Here is a 22,848-nt window from a genome sequence, read left to right as displayed (position 1 = left end):
TTGTAAGTAAACACTTACGGTCATCGATGAAATACAAAATTTCATCGTTAAAGTGATTTTGGAGTCCATGGCGTTAATCGTGATTTTTTTGCACTTAATCTGGATTTTGACCTCTTAACGAGAAACAGTGTTTTTCATCGAATCAGAACCTGGAAAAGTACACTTGCCTCAGTTATATATATAACAAAACGCAAGTCATGAAAACCATTTTAACTTTAATCTTTGTTCTTTTTATCGGAGTAGCTGCACAAGCTCAAAACGATGCTGCCGAAGTTAAGGTTGAAACCGTTACCATGAGTATTGTAACTGCTACGGCAAAACAAGAAGTTGCTGTTAAAAATGAAAATTCTGTTGCCCGTTTGTATATGTTCAAAAACTCTAAGGTAACTAAAGCTTTGTCTTTCTCTACCAAATTGAACAAATCTAAATTGGCTTAATACTTATAAAAATAAAACACTGTGATATTAATTGCACTTTTAGTCCCCATTTGCATCTGTCTTAACTACATGGTTGTTTTTCCTAAACCAACGGATAATACAAGAGCTTTGAACAAGCAGGTGAAACTGGATAAATAATTTCGCCGCGCTTAGGCTGCATTCTATCCTTCAAGATTTATAAATTATTTTCTGGCAGCTTTTCAAATTCCTTTTTTTTGCTTTCGAACCATTTGGCCATGGCATCTTGTGATTTCATGAGTTCCTGCATTTTATTCATGGCCTCCAGGTGCTCTTTGTCACCCGCCTTAAACATTTGCATACCATGCTTTTTGCTAAGTTCTGCCATTTCTTCAAAAGTATTGGCGTGAAATTGCATGTCACAGGCACCTCCCAATTGTTTACATGTCATAGTTTTCATATAGATTGTTTTCTTAAGATAAGTTTATCGGTAGACCATTGACTCTAAACTGATTACTGTTATCGCTAAGTTATAACTAAATTGTAGGCTGAGGTTACAAGTTAATAAAAAAGGCTGAAACCAATATTGGGAATATCGAGCCCGTTTGATCTAAGAAGTTCCTGTTTAAGAGCGATTTTCTAAATAGGTGTATATTAATAAAAGGCAGTATTGGGTAGAATATTTTTAAGTTATGAGGTTTGCTCCCAAAAGGCAATACCGCTGCAGGTCCGTTGGGGCTGAAATGTACATAAAGTGCCACCAGCATAGTGACGATGATGAGGGCTTGTCCTATATATTGGTTTTTAGTGCGATGAGTTTTTCGGAAATTTTGAGTAGATCTGGTTCAATTATCTCGGGCCGTGGGGCCAAGGGATACAGCTGTTGTCCGGGACGGGCAATGAAAGCACCTCTCCATCCGGCCCACATTGCACCGGCAATATCCCACCCATGGGCAGCAATCATTATACATTCATGTGGTTGTACTCCCATTTTCCTGGCTGCCCAATTATAGACATCGCTATCGGGCTTGTACTTGCCAAGATCCTCTATACTTAATCGTTCATCGAAATAGTCGGTAAGAGCGGCATTCTTAAATTGCATCTCGACTCCTTTTTTTGAGGAATTGGTCAAGGATACCATTTTATAACCGGCATTTCTAATATTCTCCAAGGCAGCCTTTACCTCTGGGTGAGTGGGTAAGGAGTGCAATGGGGCTAGTGCCTCCTTGGCATCCTGCTCCGATAATGGAATACCATTATTAGCGGCGACCATTCTCAAGGTGGCGGCTCCTATGGTGCCAAAATCTGCATATTGCCTACTAGCTGTCGATACTAGGGAGTATTGCAACATGGTAGTGAACCAAAGCGGCAAGAGATCTTCCCGGCCACCTAAGGCCTTCCCTATGCTATTTTTCATATTCCCTAAGTCCAATAGGGATTCATTTACGTCAAAAAATAAAACCTTTGGTGGTTTCATATGGGTTTGTATTTCTTAGCATTAATGGGTCTTTGGTTGCCTCAGGATTATTGTGCAACACCAGATTTTATATTTTTTTAAAAATTGTCGTAGCGTTGTGCCCCCCAAATCCAAAGGTATTGCTCATGGCTACATTTACATTATGGTCTATGGCCTCCTTAAGTACTATAGGCATGGATGCGGGAATATTGGAATCTATCTTTGTAGTGTTAATGGTTGGAGGTATTTTATTGTTTTGAATGGCCTTTATGGATAAAATCGCTTCTACTGCACCTGCTGCTCCCAATAGATGCCCGGTCATGGATTTTGTAGCGCTTATTTTTAGATTGCTAAACTCGTTGTTGAAGGTTTTTGCTACAGCCTTTATCTCACTTAAGTCACCAACGGGGGTAGAGGTACTGTGGGTGTTTAAATAATTGATCTCTCCCGGATTCAGTTTTGCTTCCTCCATGGCCAATTGCATTGCTTTTATAGCGCCGATACCCTCTGGATGTGTAGCTGAAATGTGATAGGCATCATCGGTCATGGCAGCTCCTACTATTTCGGCATAGATTTTTGCGCCCCGTTTTTTGGCATGTTCATATTCTTCAAGAATTAAGGCACCGGCTCCTTCGCCCATAACAAATCCGTCCCGATTTTCGTCGAAGGGCCTTGACGCCCCTTGTGGATCATCATTTCTGGTAGATAAAGCTTTCATTGCGCTGAAACCACCAATAGAGGCCTCGGTTATTGGAGCTTCCGACCCCCCGGTTACCATTACTTTGGCCTTGTTTAATCGAATATAGTTAAAGGCATCCATAATGGCAGAGCTTGAGGATGCACAGGCCGAAACCGCTGTGTAATTAATTCCCATTAATCCGAATTTCATGGCAATCATTCCCGATGCCATATTCGCCAGAAGTTTAGGTATAAAAAAGGGATTGAAGCGGGGATTCATCCCGCCCTGGGAATAATTCTTTACTTCATCCTCAAAGGTTTTCATACCGCCCTGACCAGTTCCCCAAATTACCCCAATATCAAAAGGAGAAATTGTGTCCAAGTTTAATCCGCTATCACCAAATGCCTCTGTTACGGAACAGAGAGCATACTGGGTAAAGGGATCACTCCTTTTTATTTCGTTGCGATCAAGATATTTTTCGGGTGAGAAATCCTTTAATTCACCAGCGAAGGTTGTTTTAAACAAAGAAGGGTCGAACTTGGTGATTTTTGAGAATCCATTTTTGCCTTTTATAGCACTTTCCCAAAATTCATCAACCGAATTTCCAATTGGAGTCAAGGCTCCCAATCCTGTAATCACTACTCTTTTCATATGGTTTTTTTGTGGTTAATACCCAATAGCTAATTATTTACTTTTCTTCAAGCAACTCTGTCAAAACTTGTTTGTAGACATCAACGGGTTGAGCTCCGGTAAGTGCACTTTTCATATTGAATACCATAGTAGGGACCGAGGAAACCCCAAGACTTTGCCAGTAGGTTTCTTTTGACTGTACTTGATAACGGGCATCGTCACTATCCAATCTGGCTATGGCCACGTCTGCATTTAGGCCCACTACCTCTAGTTCCTGAAGAAGTACTTCCCTTTTGGAAACATCTTTTCGTTCGCTAAAAAAAGCAGCCATAAGTCGCATTTTTAGTTCGGTCTGTTTGCCATTTTCCTTTGCGTAATCCAATAAAATATGTGCGTCCCTGGTGTTTACAATCTTCATCTTATCAAAATAATCGAAGGTAAATCCCAGTTCTGCCCCTGCCTCGGCCATATATTCCTGTGAGCGTTTTTGGTCTTCCAAACTAGAACCATATTTTTCGGTAAGATGCTCTTGAACGTTCTGACCCTCTTTTGGCATATTTGGATTTAGTTCAAAAGGCTGCCATTCCAGCTCTATTTTATCTTCTATTCCTAATTCAGCAATTGCCTTTTCCAGACGTTTATAGCCTATGGTACACCATGGGCAGACCACATCGGAAACAATATCCAGTTTAATTTTTTCGGCCATAATTCTATTCTTTAATGTATAATCTATTTTATATTGGGAGAAAACCAAATTTTATCTCCTTTTCCAATGCAATAATAGTTCAGATTTATAAAACCTCACTAATTTGAACTACTGGATTAACATTTGTGAAATTTGGTAGATCGGCCAGGATCTTTTCGGCATTTGCTCCAAAGGACTGTTGAAACGATGCCAAGGATTCGAAAGTAAGGTTGGCAATTATTAAATATGGTGCGGGCTGGTCTGGAGTTGCTCCCGTAAGTCCTACGTTTATATCTGATGACTTTACTGCATCGCCCAAAAGCTCTGAAAGTAATTGACTATGTTCAGTGGTGTAATATTTTTTATTGAATTTTAAATCTTCCGTATTCGGATACATTACTGTTAATTTAATCATGTCCTTTTGCTGTTTAAATATTAATTGAATTTATTAAATCAATTTTTTTATATATTATTTCCTGTCTTATAAATAAACCTTCCGAATAGACGGAAGGTTTAAAGCTGTTGACCTGTGGTTTTATAATTATACTGTTTCCTTCTTCCATGCAAAACTTTTGAAAGCTGCATCTATTGGTGTATTTGCAATATGATTTGTATAGTTACTGATCACTTTCTGTGATAAACCTAATATGATTTCCAAAACGTGCCTTTGTTCGTATCCTACAGCAAAGAATGTTTCCAGATTTTCTTGGGTTACGTTTCCTCGATTGCGAACTATGGTCAATGTCATGGTTCGTAAGGCCTCTAATTTTGGATTTTCAAGGGCTGTTTCGGTACGTAATGCTTCGGTAATACTATTGTCTACCTTCATCATTTTTGCTATTCCTGTATGTGCAGGTACACAATAATGGCATGCGTGTTCAACGTTGATGGATTGCCATACTACGGTTAATTCCTCTTCGTTAAAAGATGTGTTTACAAATAGTTCATGGAGCTTTTGGTAGGCATCCAGGACTTCTGGAGCTCCAGCTAAGACACCATGCAGGCCGGGGATCATGCCATAAGCTTTTTGCGATTTTTCCAATAATGGTTTACTTGCTTCAGGAGCAGTTTCAATGTTGTGCACTTTTAATGTTGTCATAATTTCAAATTTTAATTGTTGTACTTGATATAAAATAACTAAACGATTGTTTAGTTATCGGTTAAAAAAAATGTTTAAAGGTTTTTAAATGTCATTTCAATATAGTCTTCAATTTCTTGCCTACTATTTACTCTGGAAGCGGCAGCTAAACCGTGTTTGGCCAATAATAAAAAATTAGCTTGTTTAGTTATAGTCTTTTCATCTTTGGTTCCATCCATTCTCAATTTGGCAATCAATAGCGTTTTAAGATTATCCATGAAAGAAGTCATTTCCCCTTTTACCAAATCATCTTCGGTTTCTGAAAACTCATTGTAAGTATTGCTTATTAAACAGCCTTTTTGATTTCCTTCCTGATAACATAGATTTACGGAGTCATAAAAAAATTCTTTAATGCCCTCAACACCATTGGTTGAGTTTTTAAATTTTTCAAAGATGCTATTAACCTTTTTTTTGTAGCTTTTTAGACTTTCCAAAAAAACACCATGCTTACTTCCAAAACTAGAATAGATAGAAAACTTGTTAATGCCCATTTCTTTTTCAAGCATTTGCATGGAGGTGGATTCGTAACCGTTGCGCCAAAATAAGCGCATTGCCTTTTCAATAACCTCTTCTTCTATATATGCCTTCTTTCTTGCCATAATCTCTAACTACGGGACAAAACTAAACAATCGTTTAGAAATAATAGGGTGTTTTAACATTTATTTAATTTGAGTGGGGTGAATTGGCAATAGTAGCGCAATACTTATTGTTGGCCCGTGGAAGGAAGGTCACGGATTATATTTTTTCCAACTACTAAGTTTTTCCTATTGGCCCAGGAACATTTTAATTATTTGGCTCACCAACCTTTGACTAACGCTGAAATTCATGTTTTACCGCTAAATGGATTTTGGCCCTCCCTGCGTTTAGCGGCATTTATTAACACTTCAACAGACATTTTTCAACTCAACGAAAAACCCTGTTTTTCAACGAATTGGAACCTAGAAAAACACACTTGCCCAAGTTATATATATAACAAAACGCAAGTCATGAAAACCATTTTAACTTTAATCTTCATTCTTTTTATGGGTTTGGCCGCTCAGGCACAAAACGATAATAGCCAGGTAAAAGTTGAGCCCGTTGCCATGAATATCGTTACAGTAGTTGCCGTGAATAATGAAAATAGTGTTGCCCGATTGTATATGTTCAAGAATTCTAGGGTAACAAAGGAATTGTCTTTTACAACCAAATTAAACAAAGCTAAATTGGCTTAATACTCAATAATTAACCTACTACGCTAAATAGGTAGTATCAAATTGGACCACTATGATGTTATTTGCAATTTTAGTTCTTATCTGCCTTTGTCTTAGTTATATAATTACGTTTCCCAAAACAAAGGGTATTCTCCGTCCTTTAAAAGTGCCTGTGAAACAGGAAAAGTAATTGGGCATAACGACATGGCCATTTTTTTGTCGAAATAAGATCGATCTTAAAATATTTGGAAAACCAAAAAAAGGATTCCATTAAGAATTTGGATGGGTTGGAGTGGAAGGCTTAAGTCTTGAATTTATGTTGTATATCGGAAAATTTCACAATGTAGTTTGTGCCTTTTTTTGACAAATCCCTATTTATGGTCCCTTTTAATTGTCGGGCCAGATTATGGATAAGTTTTAGTCCCAAGGATTTTGTATTCTTATGGCTTATATTCTCAGGAAAGCCTTCGCCATTGTCACCAATGTAAAGAACATAATCCTTACTATTGGACTTTAGAAGTTCTATATGTATTTCACCCTCGTCGTTGTCCTTTATACCATATTTTAGGGCATTGGTAATTACTTCATTGATCAAAAGACCTAACGGTATGGCCGTGTCGATCCCCAATTTAACATCTGGGATAATAATGTTCAAGGTTATATTGTTGTCAGTGCCTTTGAAGGATCTTAACAAATAATCACTTAGTTCCTCTACATAGGACTTATATTCAATTTTGGACAGATCATGTCGCATATACAACATTTCATGCACCATAGCCATTGAAATCACCCTATTTTGACTACTTTTTATCAAGGTTTTAATTCTAGGCTCCTCAATACTTCTGGATTGAAGACTGAGTAAGCTAGATACCGTCTGCAGATTGTTTTTTACCCTGTGGTGTATTTCCTTTAAAAGAGTGTCCTTTTCCTTGATACGGGCCTCATTTTCATTTCGGATCTTGTGAAGTTCGTTATGTGCTTTAAGGAGATTTTTTCCAATAACTCCCCCTAAGAGATAAACGGAGAACAGAATGCTAAAAAGTGCAAACATGTTTTTACTTTCAACAGGGACAACGTTTTCTGTAAAATTAAATTCCGCCATGCTCTGGGAATATATAAGAATAATAATGAGCAGGTTTAAGTTGAGGTAAACCCTTCCATATACCTTTGTGCTGATGTATCCGGCAAAGACCACCAATGCCAGTACAAAAATAAAGGGACTGTTAATTCCGCCGCTGTATAAGGTAATTACAACTGAGGCCGCCAAGGCCATTATTGAAGTAAAATTATAGGTAATCCCAAGTGTATTATGTTTGTGGAACAAAAGGGTGTTAACTAAATTTAGTATACCGAAAACAATAAAAGTAGCTGGGATAATTTGGGTGATTTTAAGAAAATATATGCAGACAATACCGAAAACAATTGAGAGGACAGAGGAGATATAGTTAACCCTTAACGTTAAACGGACTTTGTCCTTTAGTCGGTACTGATCCTGAATGGGTATTTGCATTAAAAAGCGGTTAATGGTTGTATTCTGAAGGTAAAGATAATAGTTTGAATTAAAGCGTGATGAATTTTAAGGTTAAAACAATATTTTTATGTTATTTGCCACCGAAAAGTTACCTGAATTTTTTATTGGTGAACTTTCGTCCAAGATTTTTCATATTCGTTCTGCATTCCCAATATTTCCTTTCCCGTAGGAAAATGCTTTAGTTGTATCATAATTATATTAAAATTCGGACAATAAAAAAGCGACGACCTATGGGGTCGTCGCTTTTTTATTGGATATTGAGCAACTTTTGTGAAGAGTAGGGGTTTTCTTATTCTTCTATTATTACCCACTCTCCTTTTTCCAATAATGGCTCTGCTTGCTTATATTTTACCGTCTTGCTTTCGCCAGATATTACATTCTTAATGGTTACTCTTTCGTTTCTACCTATTTTGGCTTTTTCCCTTACAATGGTTTCCGTTACCTGTGGCCGTCCACCTTGGTTCTGGCCTACGGCCCTGCTTTGGGCGGACATTTCATCACTGTTTGGAATTTCTTCCTTCGAGGTCTTCAAGTTTTCCTTGGGCCTACGAATATTTCTGGCCTCTTGAATTTCTGGACTTTGATTAGGTAACTCCCCTTTGAATAAAAATGAAACAATTTCCTTGTTCACCTTTTCGATCATTCCTTTGAAGAGTTCAAAGGCCTCAAATTTGTAAATCAACAAAGGATCTTTTTGTTCATGCACAGCCAATTGAACGGATTGTTTTAACTCGTCCATTTTTCGCAAATGTGTTTTCCATGAATCGTCGATAATGGCAAGGGAAATATTCTTTTCGAAATCTGTTATCAATTGTTTGCCGTTACTTTCATAAGCTTCCTGAAGATTGGTAACCACGTTCAAGGATTTAATGCCATCTGTAAATGGTACTACAATCCTTTCAAACTTATTGGCATTGTCCTCATACACATTTTTTATTACTGGGAACGCCGTGGCAGCGTTGCGCTCCATTTTGTCCTTGTAATGTGTAAAGGCTGTCTTATAAATGACATTCGCCATTTCCTGAACACCCATTTTTGCAAATTCGTTTTCGCTGATGGGAGAGGTTATGGAGAAATATTTTATAAGTTCGAACTCAAAGTTTTTATAGTCGCTGGCTGCCTTATTGGTGTCCGCAATTACCTCACAGGTGTCATAGATCATGTTGGCAATATCTACTTTTAAACGCTCTCCTTGTAAGGCATGGCGTCTTCTTTTGTAGACTACTTCCCTTTGGGCGTTCATTACATCATCATATTCCAACAATCTTTTACGCACACCAAAATTGTTTTCCTCTACTTTTTTCTGCGCCCGCTCAATAGATTTGGTCATCATGGAATGCTGTATTACCTCGCCTTCTTCCAAGCCCATTTTATCCATCATTTTGGCTACCCTGTCCGATCCAAATAATCTCATAAGGTTATCTTCCAAGGAAACGTAGAATTGCGAGCTTCCCGGATCTCCCTGACGTCCTGACCGCCCTCTAAGCTGCCTGTCTACCCTTCTGGAATCGTGACGTTCGGTACCTACGATAGCCAAACCTCCTGCTTTTTTTACTTCCGGGCTTAGTTTTATATCGGTACCACGACCGGCCATGTTAGTGGCTATGGTAACTATGCCTGCATTACCTGCTTCCGCAACTATGTCTGCTTCCTTTTTGTGCAATTTGGCGTTAAGTACGTTGTGTGGTACTTTCCTAATGGTCAACATACGGGAAAGTAATTCAGAGATTTCTACAGAGGTAGTACCAATAAGTACCGGTCTACCGGACTGTGAAATTTTGGTTACCTCATCTATTATGGCATTGTACTTTTCACGTTTGGTTTTATAGATCAAGTCCTGTCTGTCATCACGTGCAATGGGTCTGTTGGTAGGAATCTCCATAACATCCAACTTGTATATCTCCCAAAACTCTCCCGCTTCCGTTATTGCTGTACCTGTCATCCCTGCCAGTTTGCTGTACATCCTAAAGTAATTCTGAAGGGTTACCGTGGCAAAGGTCTGGGTCATGGCTTCGATCTTTACATTTTCCTTGGCCTCTATGGCTTGGTGCAATCCGTCCGAATAACGACGGCCATCCATAATACGGCCCGTTTGTTCATCCACGATCATTACCTTATTCTCCATAACCACATACTCCACATCTTTTTCAAAAAGGGTGTAAGCTTTTAAAAGTTGGTTCATGGTATGGATGCGTTCGCTTTTAATGGCAAAATCCTTGAACAATTCTTCCTTTAATTCTGCTTCCTTGTTTATTTCAAGCTCTTGATTTTCAATTTTGGCTATTTCACTACCAATATCCGGCATTACAAAAAAGTCCTTGTCGCCATCCCCGGATAAATATTCCACTCCCTTTTCGGTAAGTTCTATCTGATTGTTCTTTTCATCAATAACAAACCAAAGTTCTTCATCTACCTTTGGCATTTCACGGTTGTTATCCTGCATGTAAAAATTCTCGGTCTTTTGAAGTAGTTGTTTTACCCCTTCTTCACTCAAAAACTTGATCAAAGCCTTGTTCTTCGGAAGACCTCTATGTACTCTAAGCAACAGGAAACCACCTTCTTTGGTGTCGCCCTCGGTAATTAATTTTTTGGCTTCCGCCAAAACTCCTGTTAAATAGGCGCGTTGCTTGTTGACGATATCACCTACTTTTGGTTTTAGTTCATTAAATTCGTGACGATCTCCTTCAGGTACTGGACCAGAGATAATCAAAGGGGTACGGGCATCATCTACAAGTACCGAATCTACCTCATCCACTATGGCGTAATTATGTGGTCGTTGAACCAGATCGCTGGGCGTATGTGCCATGTTATCCCTGAGATAATCAAAGCCAAATTCATTATTGGTGCCGTAGGTAATATCTGAGTTATAGGCCGCCCTACGTCCGTCAGAATTAGGTTGATGTTTGTCGATACAGTCTACCGAAAGTCCGTGGAACTCAAAAATAGGAGCCATCCAGGCACTATCCCTTTTTGCCAGGTAGTCGTTTACCGTTACCAAATGCGCTCCATTTCCGGTTAGTGCATTTAAATACAAAGGGAGGGTAGCTACCAAGGTTTTACCTTCCCCTGTATGCATTTCAGCAATCTTACCTTGGTGCAGGGCTATACCGCCAATTAATTGTACATCGTAATGAACCATGTCCCAGGTAACTTGCTTACCTGCAGCATCCCAGGAGTTTTTCCAAATAGCCTGTTCGCCATTAAGGGTAACATAATCTTTAGAGCCGGACAGCAATCTATCGTGCTCAGTGGCTTTTACCGTTAGGGTTTCATTATTGGTGAAACGTTTTGCAGTTTCCTTTACTACGGCGAAGGCTTCGGGCAACATTTCCGTTAAGGCCTTTTCGGAAATGGTATAAATTTCCTCCTTTAGTTTGTCTATGTTCGCGTAAATATCCTCGTTTTTGTCTATATCGGAAGATTCCTTTACCTCATTTAGTAATTTATCTATCTCCTCATTAAGTGCTTTACAGTCTTCTTTTATCTTATTTTTAAAAAAAGTTGTTTTATCTCGAAGTTCATCGTGGCTTAATTTTTCCAAGGCAGCTTCGAAAGATTTTATTTGGTCGACTAAAGGTTGTAGGTCCTTGACATCTTTCTTTGATTTATCCCCTACAAATACCTTTAATACTGAATTTAAAAAACTCATAATGTTTTCTGTTATTAATGAAAGGCTTCGTTAAAGCCCTTTCCTTTGTGTATACACAATTTTCTTTAGTTGGCACGTGCAATGCTATCTTTTGGATATAAGATATTCCAACATCAAAATTACGTAAAAAAAAAGCCTCATATGAGACTTTTTTGTTGTAATTCCGTTAATATTTTAATACTCGTCCTCGTTCCAAAGATAGTCTTCTTCTGTAGGATAGTCTGGCCAAATCTCTTCGATTGATTCATAAATCTCCCCTCCTTCTTCCTCCATGGATTGTAGATTTTCTACAACCTCCAAAGGTGCACCGGTTCTAATTGAGTAATCTATCAATTCGTCTTTTGTTGCGGGCCAGGGCGCATCACTTAAGTAGGATGCTAATTCTAATGTCCAATACATCGTAATAATTTATTTTTAATATTTTGCAAATGTAATTTTTAAACTGAGACTGCCAAGTTTTTTTGCATAAAATTCATCTATTTAATATTGAATTTTATCGCTTTAATAATTTGATAACGAAGAATTAACGGATTTATTAGTCCTGTTTCTCCGGAATCCACTTTATTTCATTGGCTTGTATATCATGCGACAATTTTCGTGCCAATACAAAGAGGAAATCGGAAAGTCTGTTTAAATAGGACAATAAAGTAGGATCCACTGGTTCATAATCGTTCAATTGGGAGACTAAACGCTCGGCCCTGCGGCAAATGGTCCGTGTAATGTGACAATATGACACTGTTGTATGTCCTCCTGGCAATATAAAATGGGTCATAGGGGGCAGGTTCAATTCCATTTTGTCTATTTCCTGTTCCAACAAATTTATATCCTCGTCGCCAATTTTTGCAATATTCAATCGGTCTTTGCCATTTTTAAGTTTTTCCTTCTTGGGGTCAATGGCCAATAAAGCTCCTACCGTAAACAACTTCTCCTGTATTTTTATCAATATCTTCTTGGAGGAATCCGATATATCTTGGTCCCTGATCAATCCTATCCAGGAATTGAGCTCGTCCAAAGTGCCATAACTTTCTATTCGGATATGATGCTTGGGTACCCTGGTACCCCCAAACAGACCTGTTGTACCGTCATCACCTGTTTTGGTATATATTTTCATGTGGGTTGATGTATATTAATTTTAGGGAGTTTTAATTTTCGATCCTTTTGGGTCTTAGTTCGTTTGGTCAAGAATAATAGCTGTTGAACTTCAGGAGAATATGGCAATAATTTTCCGGTAATACGTTTAGTCCTTTGGTTTCCTTTTATTCTTTCTCTTGTAGTCTTCCATGAATTTCCTTGATTTCCTATCTCGGGATTTTCGCTTTATAAATCCTTGGGTCACCAAGAAAATTACTCCAAGAACGGCAAGCACTATGTAAATGATGTAGTCCATTGATCAGATTTTTGGATTTCCTTTAACGACCATTAAAAATACGGGTTTAAATCCGAATCTTAAAATGCTCCTTAACCTGTTCTCTTCGGAAAAACAGCAACCCGCCATAAAATAGGTCAATGCTTACCCTTACCTGTTCCAATTCCTTTATACTTTCCCACAATTTATATGTATCCTTTGTTTTGTGTATTGTATCCACATAAACAATGGTGTCGTTGGTAATGTTGACATTTTGAACAATATATTCATCCATGGTTTCATGGTTCAAGGTGCCAATAAATATTAATTCGCTGGAGGGGTTGGTGATGGATACTTTTCTTAAGGTTTTGGTTATTTCTTTTTCCAATTCCTTATTACTGGGTGTCAATTGCACTTGGGCTATTTTGAAATAGGCTATTGTTTTAAGCAGAATGTTATAGGACATACTACTTTTAAAGTTCGGGGCAGCATAAAGGCATTTTGTAACATATTGGTACACAAAAGGGGAGTGTACTCCATGTTGGTTGCTAGATGAAATCCAAAATTTTAAAAATGAGAAAAGGCGATAAAACATTCTGCGCGCTAATTTTTTGAAACTTTTAGCCCATGGACATTGAAAGTTCGAACCACCGTTCCGTTTTTCCTTCTATGGCATCTGTAATTTCTTTTAGCTGAATGGATAATTTGGAAATATCATCACCGGACAGGGTGCTGTCCGTAAATTTATTCTGGATATCCATTTTTTGGGATTCCAGTTTTTGTATTTCCTTTTCCAATTGTTTGTATTCCTTCTGTTCCAAAAAGGAAGGTTTTTTTTCTGTTTCTTCGGCTTTCCAGGTATTTTTGGAATTTTTTTCTTCGACAGCTTTTTCTTTGGCAGCCTTGTTTTCCTGAACATTACTGTCTTCATAAGATCTGAAATCAGAATAGTTGCCAGGAAAGTCCTCGATTTCGGCATTCCCCCTAAAAACAAAAAGGTGATCTACGATCTTATCCATAAAATAACGGTCATGGGAAACCACGAGAAGACAGCCTGGGAAATCGAGTAGAAAACTTTCCAGTACGTTTAAAGTAACTATATCCAAATCGTTGGTTGGTTCATCCAAAATGAGAAAGTTCGGATTTTGAATCAATATGGTACAAAGGTATAGCCGCTTGCGCTCCCCACCACTCAGTTTCTCCACAAAATCGTATTGCTTTTTGCGATCGAATAAAAAACGTTCCAATAATTGCTGGGCGGAAATTTGCTTTCCTTTCATTAGAGGAATGTAATCGCCGAATTCGCGAATAACATCAATAACCTTTTGGCCTTCTTTTATGTTAATGCCGTTTTGGGTATAATAACCGAACTTAATGGTTTCTCCTGTAATTACCTTCCCGCTGTCTGGCTGTTCGGCACCACTCAATATATTTAGAAATGTAGATTTTCCGGTACCATTTTTTCCAATAATCCCGATACGCTCGCCTTTGAGGAAATTATATTCAAATTTATCCAGAATGGGTTTATTGGGGAAGGATTTGGATATTTTATGGAGCTCTACAATTTTGCTCCCCATACGTTCCATATTAATTTCCAGCTGAACCTCGTGTTCTTTTCTACGTTGGCTAGCCTTTTCCTTTATGGTGTGGAAATCGTCAATTCTTGACTTGGATTTTGTGGTTCGCGCTTTGGGCTGCCTTCTCATCCAATCCAGTTCTTTCTTAAATAATATCTTGGATTTGTGCTGTTCCACTACCTCCTGTTCTATACGCGCTTCCCTCTTCTCCAAATAGTAGGAATAATTGCCCTTATAGGAGTACAACTGTCCATTGTCCAGCTCAATAATTTCATTGCAGACACGTTCCAGGAAATAACGATCATGGGTGACCATAAATAGGGTCATATTTTCCTTGGCGAAATACTGTTCCAGCCATTCGATCATTTCCAGATCCAAATGGTTGGTAGGTTCATCCAGTATTAACAATTCCGGTTTGTTGATTAGGGCATTGGCCAAGGCCAATCGCTTCTTTTGTCCTCCAGAAAGTAACCCCACCTTTACATCTAGATCCTCCAGTTTTAATTTGAACAGAATCTGCTTGTATTGGGTTTCAAAATCCCAGGCATCATAACGTTCCATGGCTTCAAAAGCCTTTTGATAGGCGTTTTCATCTTCCGGGTTCAGTAGTGCATGTTCGTAGTTTCTAAGAACTTTCAAAACCTCGTTGTCCGACGCAAAGATGGTTTCCTCAACCGTCAATAGGGGGTCTAAATCAGGTTCTTGTTCCAAAAATGAAATTCGAATGCCTTTTCGGCTATTTATTTGACCAGTATCAGAAGCATCTTTGCCCGATAGTATATTTAGGATGGAAGTTTTACCACTACCATTTTTGGCAATAAGTGCAATTTTTTGATCCTTATTAATGCCAAAGGAAATATTTGAAAAGAGTGATAACTCGCCAAAGGACTTGGATATGTTTTCTACAGTAAGTAGGTTCATCTAAGGTATTATTTTAAACTGTTTTGTTGTTGGAAATACTTCCATAAAAAAAGATATCTCACGCCCAGCATAATCAAAAGGGGTATGGCTAGAGGAGAGAATACCTGTATTTTAAATATTCCCAATATTAGGGTCAAACCCAATGACCCCAATAGAAATAAAAGGTATTTGGGCAACCAGATCGGGGTATTCTTTTTTCTAAGAATTGTAAAACCAACAATTAAATTTAATGGAAATACCCATAAGATATTAAAGTTGTTGGCTGTGGCCGTATGGTCCGTAAAAAACCAAAGGAAAACCAATAGAACACCGGCCGAACCGGTCACAAAAAATAGGAGGAAATCCAAGATCCTGCTTCTAATATGATTTTTGTAGTCAATATAAGTTATGATAAGCACAAAAACAAGCAGTGCCAAGATCCAAAATAGGGGTGAAGCTAAAAAGTACCCTTTTCCCTCCATTTTTACGGACTTTAATATGGTTCTTTCCCTTAGTACAAGATCATGGTCCGCCAAGGTGGAATTGCCCAATTGTTGCATTACATAAATGGGTAAGAACATATGCTCTTTTACGGTGGCCGTTCTGTCGATTACCGCCCCTAACGCCAGATCAATTCCAAAACTAGACCAGGAATTGGTGGTTAGGTTTTGGTGAATCAGTTGTCTGAAGGTGTATTTTTTCTCTAAATGACCTTCATTGAACAGTAATTTTTCACCTAGGGCTTCTTGAAGTACATCGGGTATTTTAGTGGCGCAATTGTTGAAAAAGAAATCGTATTTATAATCCCTATTTTCAGGGCGATAATTGTTTTCCAAAAAATGGAACAATTCATTTTTTTGAATGGGCGTGAGCTTTAAAAGTTGTTCTTTTACCCATCTATTCTCCAATTCGTAGGCGTATAAAAAATTGGGCATGTTCTGCTTGCTCAGGGAGTAGAAGAGTTTCCCCATAGCGAATTCCACATAAAACATGGGCGGGTCGAAATTAAAAGTCCCGTAGTTATATACCCAGTCCACACCCTGGGCGGAATCCTGTATTCTAAAGGCACTATGGCCGAAAGTCGTGTATAGGTCACTGCCAGAACCACAGGTTAAAACACTTATTTGAGCTTCAGGGGTCAATTCCCGGACCTGTGCAGTGCTGAAGCATATGAGGCCTGTAAAAAATGTAATAAAAAGAATCCTTATCCGCATATACTGTTGGAAGCCACTATTTTTTTTGAAAATATCAACGCAAATATCGAACAAATTATAGGATTTGCGCAGCATAGTACGGTGTATTATAAAAAACAAGATATAATTTAACAGCATTTTTTAATAAATGGTATTTTTACATGATGGTACTCTAACTGTAATAAGCAGATTTTTGTATTAACCTATTTAAAACCAGACTTATGAAACGCCATATTCCCAATATAATAACCTTGTTAAATGTTTTTTGCGGTTGTGTTGCCACTGTGTTTGCAGTTTTGAACAAGTTGGAATTGGCCGCGGCCTTTGTTTTTTTAGGCATCTTTTTTGACTTTTTTGATGGATTGGCAGCTCGTCTTTTGAATGTAAGAAGTGAATTGGGACTGCAATTGGATTCCTTGGCAGATATGATTACTAGTGGATTGGTGCCGGGTATCGTTATGTTTCAGCTATTGAGTATGTCTTACAGTGGTGGATGGAATATAGGCCTGCAACTAGATTCGGCAGAGACGATGAGGTGGGCGGCTTTTGACATTCCGTTGCTTCCTTTCTTTGGTTTTCTAATTACCCTGGCGTCGGCCTATCGTTTGGCGAAATTTAACCTCGATGAAAATCAGGTCTCCTCATTTGTGGGACTTCCTACTCCGGCCAACGCCTTACTGATACTTTCTTTTCCATTAATATTGCTATATCACAACAACGATTTTTTAAACGCTATTATCCTGAATAAATGGTTCTTGATTGGGACCACCCTACTAAGTTCATATTTGCTGAATGCCCGTATTGGTCTTTTTGCTTTGAAGTTTAAGAATTGGGGTTTTAGGGATAACGCCCTGCGTTATATATTCATTGTAGTAAGTTTTGTGCTGATACTTACCATGAAATTTATGGCTATTCCGGCTATAATAGCCTTCTATGTAATAAGTTCCTTGGTGAATCACTTAAATACCCCAAAAACTGTTTAGGGGTTGTATATTTTCTTGGCAGCCCTTTGATATAGTAATTTTTATAAAGGAAAAGAGGAGAAAAAAAGTGTTGTGGTAGGGGGAAACTTAGGGGTAGAATATAATTTGCGATTGGGTAATTGTTCCGGAAAAACTAAAAATCCAATTTCTTTTTTCGAAGTTCAAAATTCTGTCCCAAATACACTTTGCGCACCATTTCATCGGCCGCCAAATCTTCAGGAATCCCAGATTTAAGTATTCCACCTTCGAACATTAAATACGAGCGCTCTGTAATTGCCAAAGTTTCCTGTACGTTGTGATCGGTAATTAATATGCCAATATTTTTATTTTTAAGCTGGGCTACAATTCTTTGTATGTCCTCAACGGCAACAGGGTCTACTCCGGCAAAGGGTTCATCCAATAATATAAATTTGGGGTCTGTGGCCAGGGCCCTTGCAATTTCGGTCCTCCTTCTTTCGCCACCGGATAAAAGATCGCCACGGTTTTTGCGAATATGGCCCAGTCCAAATTCCTCTATGAGCGATTCCATCTTCATTAATTGCTCTTTCTTGCTCAACTTGGTTAATTGAAGTACGCTCAGAATATTTTTTTCGATGCTCAATTTCCTAAATACAGAGGCTTCCTGTGCCAAATATCCAATACCATTTTGCGCCCTTTTGTACATAGGAAATCGTGTTATTTCCATTTTGTCCAGATAAATGTTACCACCATTGGGCTTGATCAGGCCTACGATCATATAGAACGACGTAGTTTTTCCGGCACCATTGGGGCCTAATAAACCAACAATTTCACCTTGGTTTACTTCCAATGAAATTCCTTTAACTACTTGTCGCCCTCGGTAGGACTTCATTATGTTATCTGCTCTTAGCTTCATAGTACCTTTGCTATTCCCCAAAACTAAGCCTTATATTAGTTTGGGAAAAGATATTGTAGTTTTTTTAACCTTCTTGTTTTTCCAATTCTTCCCAATATTCATAGGCCCTTCTTAAATGGGGTACTACTATAGTACCGCCAACAAGGGTGGCTATGCCCAAAGTTTCCATAACTTCTTCTTTACTTACACCCTCATTAAATGAGCTTTCCAAATGATATTTTACACAATCATCGCAACGAAGTACTGCAGAGGCGACCAGTCCCAAAAGTTCCTTGGTTTTTACATCCAGAGCGCCAGCGGCATAGGCATTAGTGTCTAGGTTAAAGATTCTTTTAATAATCTTATTGTTGTCGGCCAGTAGCTTTTCGTTCATTTTGGAACGATAGTCATTGAACTCCTTAACTTGATTTGACATTCTTCTTCTGTTTTTTAGCTTCTCTCCTCAAAACTACCTTGGAAATGTAAATACTTATTTGGTAGAGGACTAATATGGGAACGGCCACAATGATCTGACTTGCCACGTCAGGTGGTGTAATTACGGCAGAAAGGATAAGTACTACTACAAGAGCAATTTTCCTGTATTTGCGCAGTATTTCAGGGGTAACCAGACCTATTTTTGTCAAGAAGAAAATGATGATGGGCAATTCAAAAATCAACCCACAAGCAATTACTGAAGCTCTTACCGTAGAGATGTACGAGACAAGGTCTATTTCCCTCACTACGGAATCACTTATAGAGTAACTACCTAGGAAATTGATAGATAAAGGGGCTACCACATAATACCCGAACAATACTCCCGTAAAGAAAAGAGCAGAGGCGATAAAGATAAATCCGCGTGCATTCTGACGCTCGTTGTCATACAGCCCAGGAGCAATAAATTTCCATAATTCATATAGCACATAGGGGAATCCAATGATAAATCCTGCCCAAATGGAAGTCCAAATGTGAGCTGAAAATTGTTCGGACATTTGCCTACTCTGTACCGTAAATTGTGGTTCTGTATTGCAAAAGGCTTCACTAAAACCCAATAATTTGGAAAAGTCGCAAAAAACATGGTAGGTTGGAAAATCTGGCATCATTGGGCCAAAAATGACCGTATCAAAAATAAAGCCTTTCATTAAAAAGGCTAACCCGCCAATAATAACGATGGCTAAAGTTGATCGTATTAAATGCCATCTAAGTTCTTCCAAATGATCGAGGAACGACATTTCATTTGGGGTCTTAATCTGTTTAGTCATTATAGTATGCCTTCTTTTATTAAATTGTGTAAATGTACTATTCCTTTGTAATTTTCCCCTTCAACAACCAATAATTGTGATATGTTTTTGGCCTGCATTAATTCCAAAGCCTTGATGGCAAGCACGTCCACGGCAATGGTTTTAGGTGTTGCGCTCATAATATCCTTGGCAGTTAAACCATAAATATTGTCAAACTTGTTGAGCATGCGCCTAATATCTCCATCCGTAATTATACCAACAATTTTATTATTCTCCAATACAGCAGTTGCCCCTAACATTTTTTCAGAGATTTCTACTATTACGGATTTTACATCGCTCGTAGCATTCACTTGGGGAATTTGATTGTTATTTGAAATATCCCCCACCCTTAAGTAAAGTTTCTTACCCAACGCACCACCTGGGTGGTATTTTGCAAAGTCCTTGCTGCTGAACCCTTTTAATTCCAAAAGGCATATTGCCAAGGCATCCCCTATAACCAACTGTGCAGTTGTGCTGGTGGTTGGTGCCAGATTATTTGGGCAGGCCTCCTTTTCAACGTAGGTATTTAAAACATAGTCCGCATGGGTGGCCAAAAAAGAATCTGGGTTTCCTGTCATCCCTATTAATTTGTTATTGCCACTTTTGATTAGGGGTACCAACATTTTAATTTCGGCAGTATTTCCACTTTTGGAAATACAGATAACCACATCGTTTTTCTGAATGGTGCCTAGATCTCCGTGGATGGCGTCTGCGGCATGCATAAAAATAGATGGGGTTCCTGTAGAATTTAAGGTGGCCACAATTTTGGAGGCAATAATGGCACTTTTCCCTATACCGGAAATTATAACTCTGCCTTTGGAATGTCTGATGCATTCCACCGCATTTGAAAAGTCTTCGTTTAGGAGGGAGCCTAAATGGGATATTGCCTTGGCCTCAGTTTCAATTGTTTTCTTCGCTATGGCCAATATAGCTTTGGTGTCGCTCAAAGTAATTTAAAATTATGTAATGAATTTCCTAAAAGAAAGTCTTATATTTATTCTACAAAATTACATAAACTTAATTTTATAGAATATTTTAAATTTGAACAAATTTATTTACAATAAATACTTACTCAAAAGACAAAAATTCCTTATATTAAGGAATTTCTTTTTGGTTTTAGTCCCAATATATATTAATAAAAATGATGAAGTACGGTATGGGTATAGATGAGATTGATTTGCATGCCTCCCTAAAGAAGTATTTTGGATTCTCCCAATTTAAAGGTTTACAGGAAAAAGTTGTTAAAAATATTGTACAAGGTAAAAATACCTTTGTAATAATGCCAACGGGTGGTGGAAAATCACTTTGTTATCAACTTCCGGCACTAATGCAGGAAGGTACGGCTATAGTAGTATCGCCTTTGATAGCCTTAATGAAAAATCAGGTAGATGCCATAAGGGACGTATCAAGTGAGATCGGGGTGGCACACGTTTTAAATTCTTCCTTGACAAAGACAGAGATTAGACAGGTGAAAAGTGATGTCAGCAGTGGTGTAACCAAGCTTTTGTATGTTGCTCCCGAATCCTTGACCAAGGAGGAATATGTGGATTTTTTACAAGGAGAAAAAATATCGTTTGTTGCAGTGGATGAGGCACATTGCATATCTGAATGGGGTCACGATTTTAGGCCAGAATATCGCAATCTAAAATCTATTGTAAATAGATTGGGGGATAATATTCCTCTGATTGCCCTAACTGCTACTGCCACTCCAAAAGTACAGGAAGATATTATCAAGAATTTGGGAATAACCGATGCCAAGGTATTTAAGGCCAGTTTTAATAGACCTAACCTTTATTATGAAGTAAGGCCAAAGACCCAAAATGTTGATGGGGATATTATTCGATTTGTAAAACAAAATTCTGGCAAATCGGGTATAATTTATTGTCTTAGTAGGAAGAGGGTAACGGAGTTGGCCCAAGTATTGCAAGTCAACGGTGTTAGCGCAGTACCTTATCATGCGGGATTGGATGGTAAAACTAGATCTAGACATCAGGATATGTTCTTAATGGAAGATGTGGATGTGGTAGTGGCCACCATTGCCTTCGGAATGGGTATAGATAAGCCGGATGTACGTTTTGTTATACACCACGATATTCCCAAAAGCATAGAAAGTTATTATCAAGAAACCGGAAGGGCCGGAAGAGATGGGGGAGAGGGACATTGCCTTGCATTTTACTCTTATAAGGATGTGGAAAAACTTGAAAAATTCATGTCTGGAAAGCCTGTTGCCGAACAGGAAATAGGAAATGCCCTGCTTCAGGAAATTGTGGGTTACGCCGAAACTTCAATGTCTCGCAGAAAATTTATACTTCATTATTTTGGGGAGGAATTCGACGAAATTAACGGTGATGGCGCCGAAATGGATGATAATACCAGAAATCCAAAAGAAAAGCAGGAGGCCAAAGACAACGTGGTTAAGTTGATCAATGTTGTGGTGGGCACCAGTGAAAAATTTAAATCCAAAGAAATTGTAAGGGCATTGACAGGAAAGGTAAACGCCTTGATATCTTCCCATAAAACAGACGAAAAGGAATTTTTTGGCTCAGGAAAGGACAGGGATAAAGGATATTGGATGGCTTTAATTCGCCAGGCTCTTGTTGCAGGACTGCTTAAAAAAGAAATTGAGCAATATGGAATACTTCATGTAACTCCTGCGGGAAAGGATTTTGTAAAGAATCCAACATCATTTATGATGACGATGGATCATGTTTACAATAAGGAGGCCGATGATGCTATAGTTAGTGCAGCAAAATCCTCTGCCGGTGTGGCTGATGATAATTTGTTGAAGATTTTAAAGGAATTAAGGAAAAAAGAGGCCCATAAATTGGGTGTCCCACCATTTGTGGTGTTCCAAGACCCATCCTTGGAGGATATGGCTCTTAAATATCCGATATCCTTGGATGAATTGGTAAATATTTACGGAGTAGGGGAAGGAAAGGCGAAAAAGTACGGCAAGCCCTTTGTTGAGCAAATTACCGCCTATGTTGAGGATAATAATATTTTGAGACCGGATGATCTAATAGTTAAAAGTACTGGAGCCAATTCCTCCTTGAAACTATATATCATTCAGAACGTGGATAGGAAGCTGCCCTTGGATGACATAGCTTCTGCCAAAGGATTGGAATTGAAAGAGTTGATCAAGGAAATGGAACAAATTGTCTTTAGCGGAACCAAATTGAATATTGCCTATTGGATTGATGAGATTTTAGATGAGGACCAGCAGGAAGAAATCCATGATTATTTCCTAGAGGCCCAGACCGATGACCTAGAAGTGGCATTAAAGGAATTTGACGGAGATTATGAGGACGAAGAACTTAGGTTGTATAGATTGAAGTTTATTAGCGAAGTTGCCAATTAATGGGTGTCT

The 22,848-nt window shown here is 38.4% G+C and carries 23 protein-coding genes; 4 read left to right on the top strand and 19 right to left on the bottom strand.

All coding sequences use genetic code 11. The features are described from left to right. The first annotated feature begins 197 nt into the window (after nucleotides 1-197). A complete protein-coding gene (locus tag MWU78_RS05380) occupies nucleotides 198-437 on the top strand; it encodes a hypothetical protein (RefSeq protein ID WP_246995709.1) in 240 nt (79 codons plus the stop codon). 175 nt (nucleotides 438-612) lie between these two features. On the opposite strand, the gene MWU78_RS05375 is transcribed toward MWU78_RS05380, so the two are convergent. The 7 genes from MWU78_RS05375 to MWU78_RS05345 form a co-directional block, all read right to left on the bottom strand. Further along, nucleotides 613-855 (bottom strand): DUF1059 domain-containing protein, encoded by a 243-nt coding sequence (locus tag MWU78_RS05375; protein WP_246995707.1) that lies wholly within the window; start codon nucleotides 853-855, stop codon nucleotides 613-615. Nucleotides 856-1,185: 330 nt separating this feature from the next. Continuing rightward, nucleotides 1,186-1,872 carry a haloacid dehalogenase type II gene (locus MWU78_RS05370; RefSeq protein ID WP_246995705.1) on the bottom strand — a complete coding sequence of 229 codons (687 nt, stop codon included), beginning with the start codon at nucleotides 1,870-1,872 and terminating at the stop codon, nucleotides 1,186-1,188. Nucleotides 1,873-1,939: 67 nt separating this feature from the next. Then, a complete protein-coding gene (fabF, locus tag MWU78_RS05365) occupies nucleotides 1,940-3,181 on the bottom strand; it encodes a beta-ketoacyl-ACP synthase II (protein ID WP_246995703.1) in 1,242 nt (413 codons plus the stop codon). 37 nt (nucleotides 3,182-3,218) lie between these two features. Beyond that, nucleotides 3,219-3,866, bottom strand: coding sequence for a DsbA family oxidoreductase (locus tag MWU78_RS05360; protein WP_246995701.1), 648 nt, complete (start codon nucleotides 3,864-3,866; stop codon nucleotides 3,219-3,221). Between the two features lie 85 nt (nucleotides 3,867-3,951). Then, a complete protein-coding gene (locus MWU78_RS05355) occupies nucleotides 3,952-4,260 on the bottom strand; it encodes an EthD family reductase (RefSeq protein ID WP_246995699.1) in 309 nt (102 codons plus the stop codon). 126 nt (nucleotides 4,261-4,386) lie between these two features. Further along, nucleotides 4,387-4,944: a carboxymuconolactone decarboxylase family protein gene (locus tag MWU78_RS05350; RefSeq protein WP_246995697.1), complete on the bottom strand. Its 558-nt coding sequence runs from the start codon at nucleotides 4,942-4,944 to the stop codon at nucleotides 4,387-4,389. Between the two features lie 74 nt (nucleotides 4,945-5,018). Further along, a complete protein-coding gene (locus MWU78_RS05345) occupies nucleotides 5,019-5,582 on the bottom strand; it encodes a TetR/AcrR family transcriptional regulator (protein WP_246995695.1) in 564 nt (187 codons plus the stop codon). A 387-nt stretch (nucleotides 5,583-5,969) separates the two neighbouring features. Here MWU78_RS05345 and MWU78_RS05340 point away from each other — a divergent pair, with 387 nt between their 5' ends. Further along, nucleotides 5,970-6,194, top strand: a complete 225-nt coding sequence (locus MWU78_RS05340; protein WP_246995693.1) for a hypothetical protein — start codon at nucleotides 5,970-5,972, stop codon at nucleotides 6,192-6,194. Between the two features lie 280 nt (nucleotides 6,195-6,474). Here MWU78_RS05340 and MWU78_RS05335 read toward each other — a convergent pair whose 3' ends face one another. The 8 genes from MWU78_RS05335 to MWU78_RS05300 form a co-directional block, all read right to left on the bottom strand. Beyond that, nucleotides 6,475-7,683, bottom strand: a complete 1,209-nt coding sequence (locus MWU78_RS05335) for a sensor histidine kinase (RefSeq protein WP_246995691.1) — start codon at nucleotides 7,681-7,683, stop codon at nucleotides 6,475-6,477. 310 nt (nucleotides 7,684-7,993) lie between these two features. Continuing rightward, nucleotides 7,994-11,353 (bottom strand): preprotein translocase subunit SecA, encoded by a 3,360-nt coding sequence (secA, locus tag MWU78_RS05330; RefSeq protein ID WP_246995689.1) that lies wholly within the window; start codon nucleotides 11,351-11,353, stop codon nucleotides 7,994-7,996. A gap of 174 nt (nucleotides 11,354-11,527) precedes the next feature. Further along, complete coding sequence (locus tag MWU78_RS05325) at nucleotides 11,528-11,752, bottom strand: DUF2795 domain-containing protein (protein ID WP_013994285.1); 225 nt, start codon at nucleotides 11,750-11,752, stop codon at nucleotides 11,528-11,530. Nucleotides 11,753-11,888: 136 nt separating this feature from the next. Continuing rightward, nucleotides 11,889-12,464 carry a cob(I)yrinic acid a,c-diamide adenosyltransferase gene (locus MWU78_RS05320; RefSeq protein ID WP_246995687.1) on the bottom strand — a complete coding sequence of 192 codons (576 nt, stop codon included), beginning with the start codon at nucleotides 12,462-12,464 and terminating at the stop codon, nucleotides 11,889-11,891. A 126-nt stretch (nucleotides 12,465-12,590) separates the two neighbouring features. Next, the gene (locus MWU78_RS05315) at nucleotides 12,591-12,740 is read right to left on the bottom strand and encodes a hypothetical protein (protein WP_246995686.1); all 150 of its coding nucleotides are present in this window, start codon (nucleotides 12,738-12,740) and stop codon (nucleotides 12,591-12,593) included. Nucleotides 12,741-12,786: 46 nt separating this feature from the next. Then, the gene (locus MWU78_RS05310; RefSeq protein ID WP_246995684.1) at nucleotides 12,787-13,164 is read right to left on the bottom strand and encodes a hypothetical protein; all 378 of its coding nucleotides are present in this window, start codon (nucleotides 13,162-13,164) and stop codon (nucleotides 12,787-12,789) included. Between the two features lie 154 nt (nucleotides 13,165-13,318). Then, nucleotides 13,319-15,196 carry an ABC-F family ATP-binding cassette domain-containing protein gene (locus MWU78_RS05305; RefSeq protein WP_246995682.1) on the bottom strand — a complete coding sequence of 626 codons (1,878 nt, stop codon included), beginning with the start codon at nucleotides 15,194-15,196 and terminating at the stop codon, nucleotides 13,319-13,321. Nucleotides 15,197-15,204: 8 nt separating this feature from the next. Beyond that, nucleotides 15,205-16,464, bottom strand: coding sequence for a DUF4105 domain-containing protein (locus MWU78_RS05300; protein WP_246995680.1), 1,260 nt, complete (start codon nucleotides 16,462-16,464; stop codon nucleotides 15,205-15,207). A 125-nt stretch (nucleotides 16,465-16,589) separates the two neighbouring features. Here MWU78_RS05300 and MWU78_RS05295 point away from each other — a divergent pair, with 125 nt between their 5' ends. Further along, nucleotides 16,590-17,351, top strand: a complete 762-nt coding sequence (locus tag MWU78_RS05295; RefSeq protein ID WP_246995678.1) for a CDP-alcohol phosphatidyltransferase family protein — start codon at nucleotides 16,590-16,592, stop codon at nucleotides 17,349-17,351. Nucleotides 17,352-17,484: 133 nt separating this feature from the next. Here the strand turns inward: MWU78_RS05295 and lptB are convergent, their stop codons facing one another. The 4 genes from lptB to MWU78_RS05275 form a co-directional block, all read right to left on the bottom strand. Then, complete coding sequence (lptB, locus tag MWU78_RS05290; protein WP_187585008.1) at nucleotides 17,485-18,225, bottom strand: LPS export ABC transporter ATP-binding protein; 741 nt, start codon at nucleotides 18,223-18,225, stop codon at nucleotides 17,485-17,487. A 64-nt stretch (nucleotides 18,226-18,289) separates the two neighbouring features. Continuing rightward, nucleotides 18,290-18,640 (bottom strand): carboxymuconolactone decarboxylase family protein, encoded by a 351-nt coding sequence (locus MWU78_RS05285; protein ID WP_246995676.1) that lies wholly within the window; start codon nucleotides 18,638-18,640, stop codon nucleotides 18,290-18,292. Further along, nucleotides 18,624-19,463 (bottom strand): twin-arginine translocase subunit TatC, encoded by an 840-nt coding sequence (tatC, locus tag MWU78_RS05280; RefSeq protein WP_246995675.1) that lies wholly within the window; start codon nucleotides 19,461-19,463, stop codon nucleotides 18,624-18,626. The genes MWU78_RS05285 and tatC overlap by 17 nt, the downstream gene beginning before the upstream one ends. Further along, the gene (locus tag MWU78_RS05275) at nucleotides 19,463-20,428 is read right to left on the bottom strand and encodes a KpsF/GutQ family sugar-phosphate isomerase (RefSeq protein ID WP_246995673.1); all 966 of its coding nucleotides are present in this window, start codon (nucleotides 20,426-20,428) and stop codon (nucleotides 19,463-19,465) included. Before MWU78_RS05275 ends, tatC begins: the two co-directional genes overlap by 1 nt. 209 nt (nucleotides 20,429-20,637) lie before the next feature. Here MWU78_RS05275 and recQ point away from each other — a divergent pair, with 209 nt between their 5' ends. Then, nucleotides 20,638-22,839, top strand: coding sequence for a DNA helicase RecQ (recQ, locus tag MWU78_RS05270; RefSeq protein ID WP_246996010.1), 2,202 nt, complete (start codon nucleotides 20,638-20,640; stop codon nucleotides 22,837-22,839). The last annotated feature ends 9 nt before the right edge of the window (nucleotides 22,840-22,848 follow it).

The organism is Arenibacter sp. F26102 (assembly GCF_023015865.1).
Taxonomy (GTDB): Bacteria; Bacteroidota; Bacteroidia; order Flavobacteriales; family Flavobacteriaceae; genus Arenibacter.
Note: the sequence above shows the minus strand (reverse complement) of the source record. Positions and strands in the feature narration are given on the sequence as shown.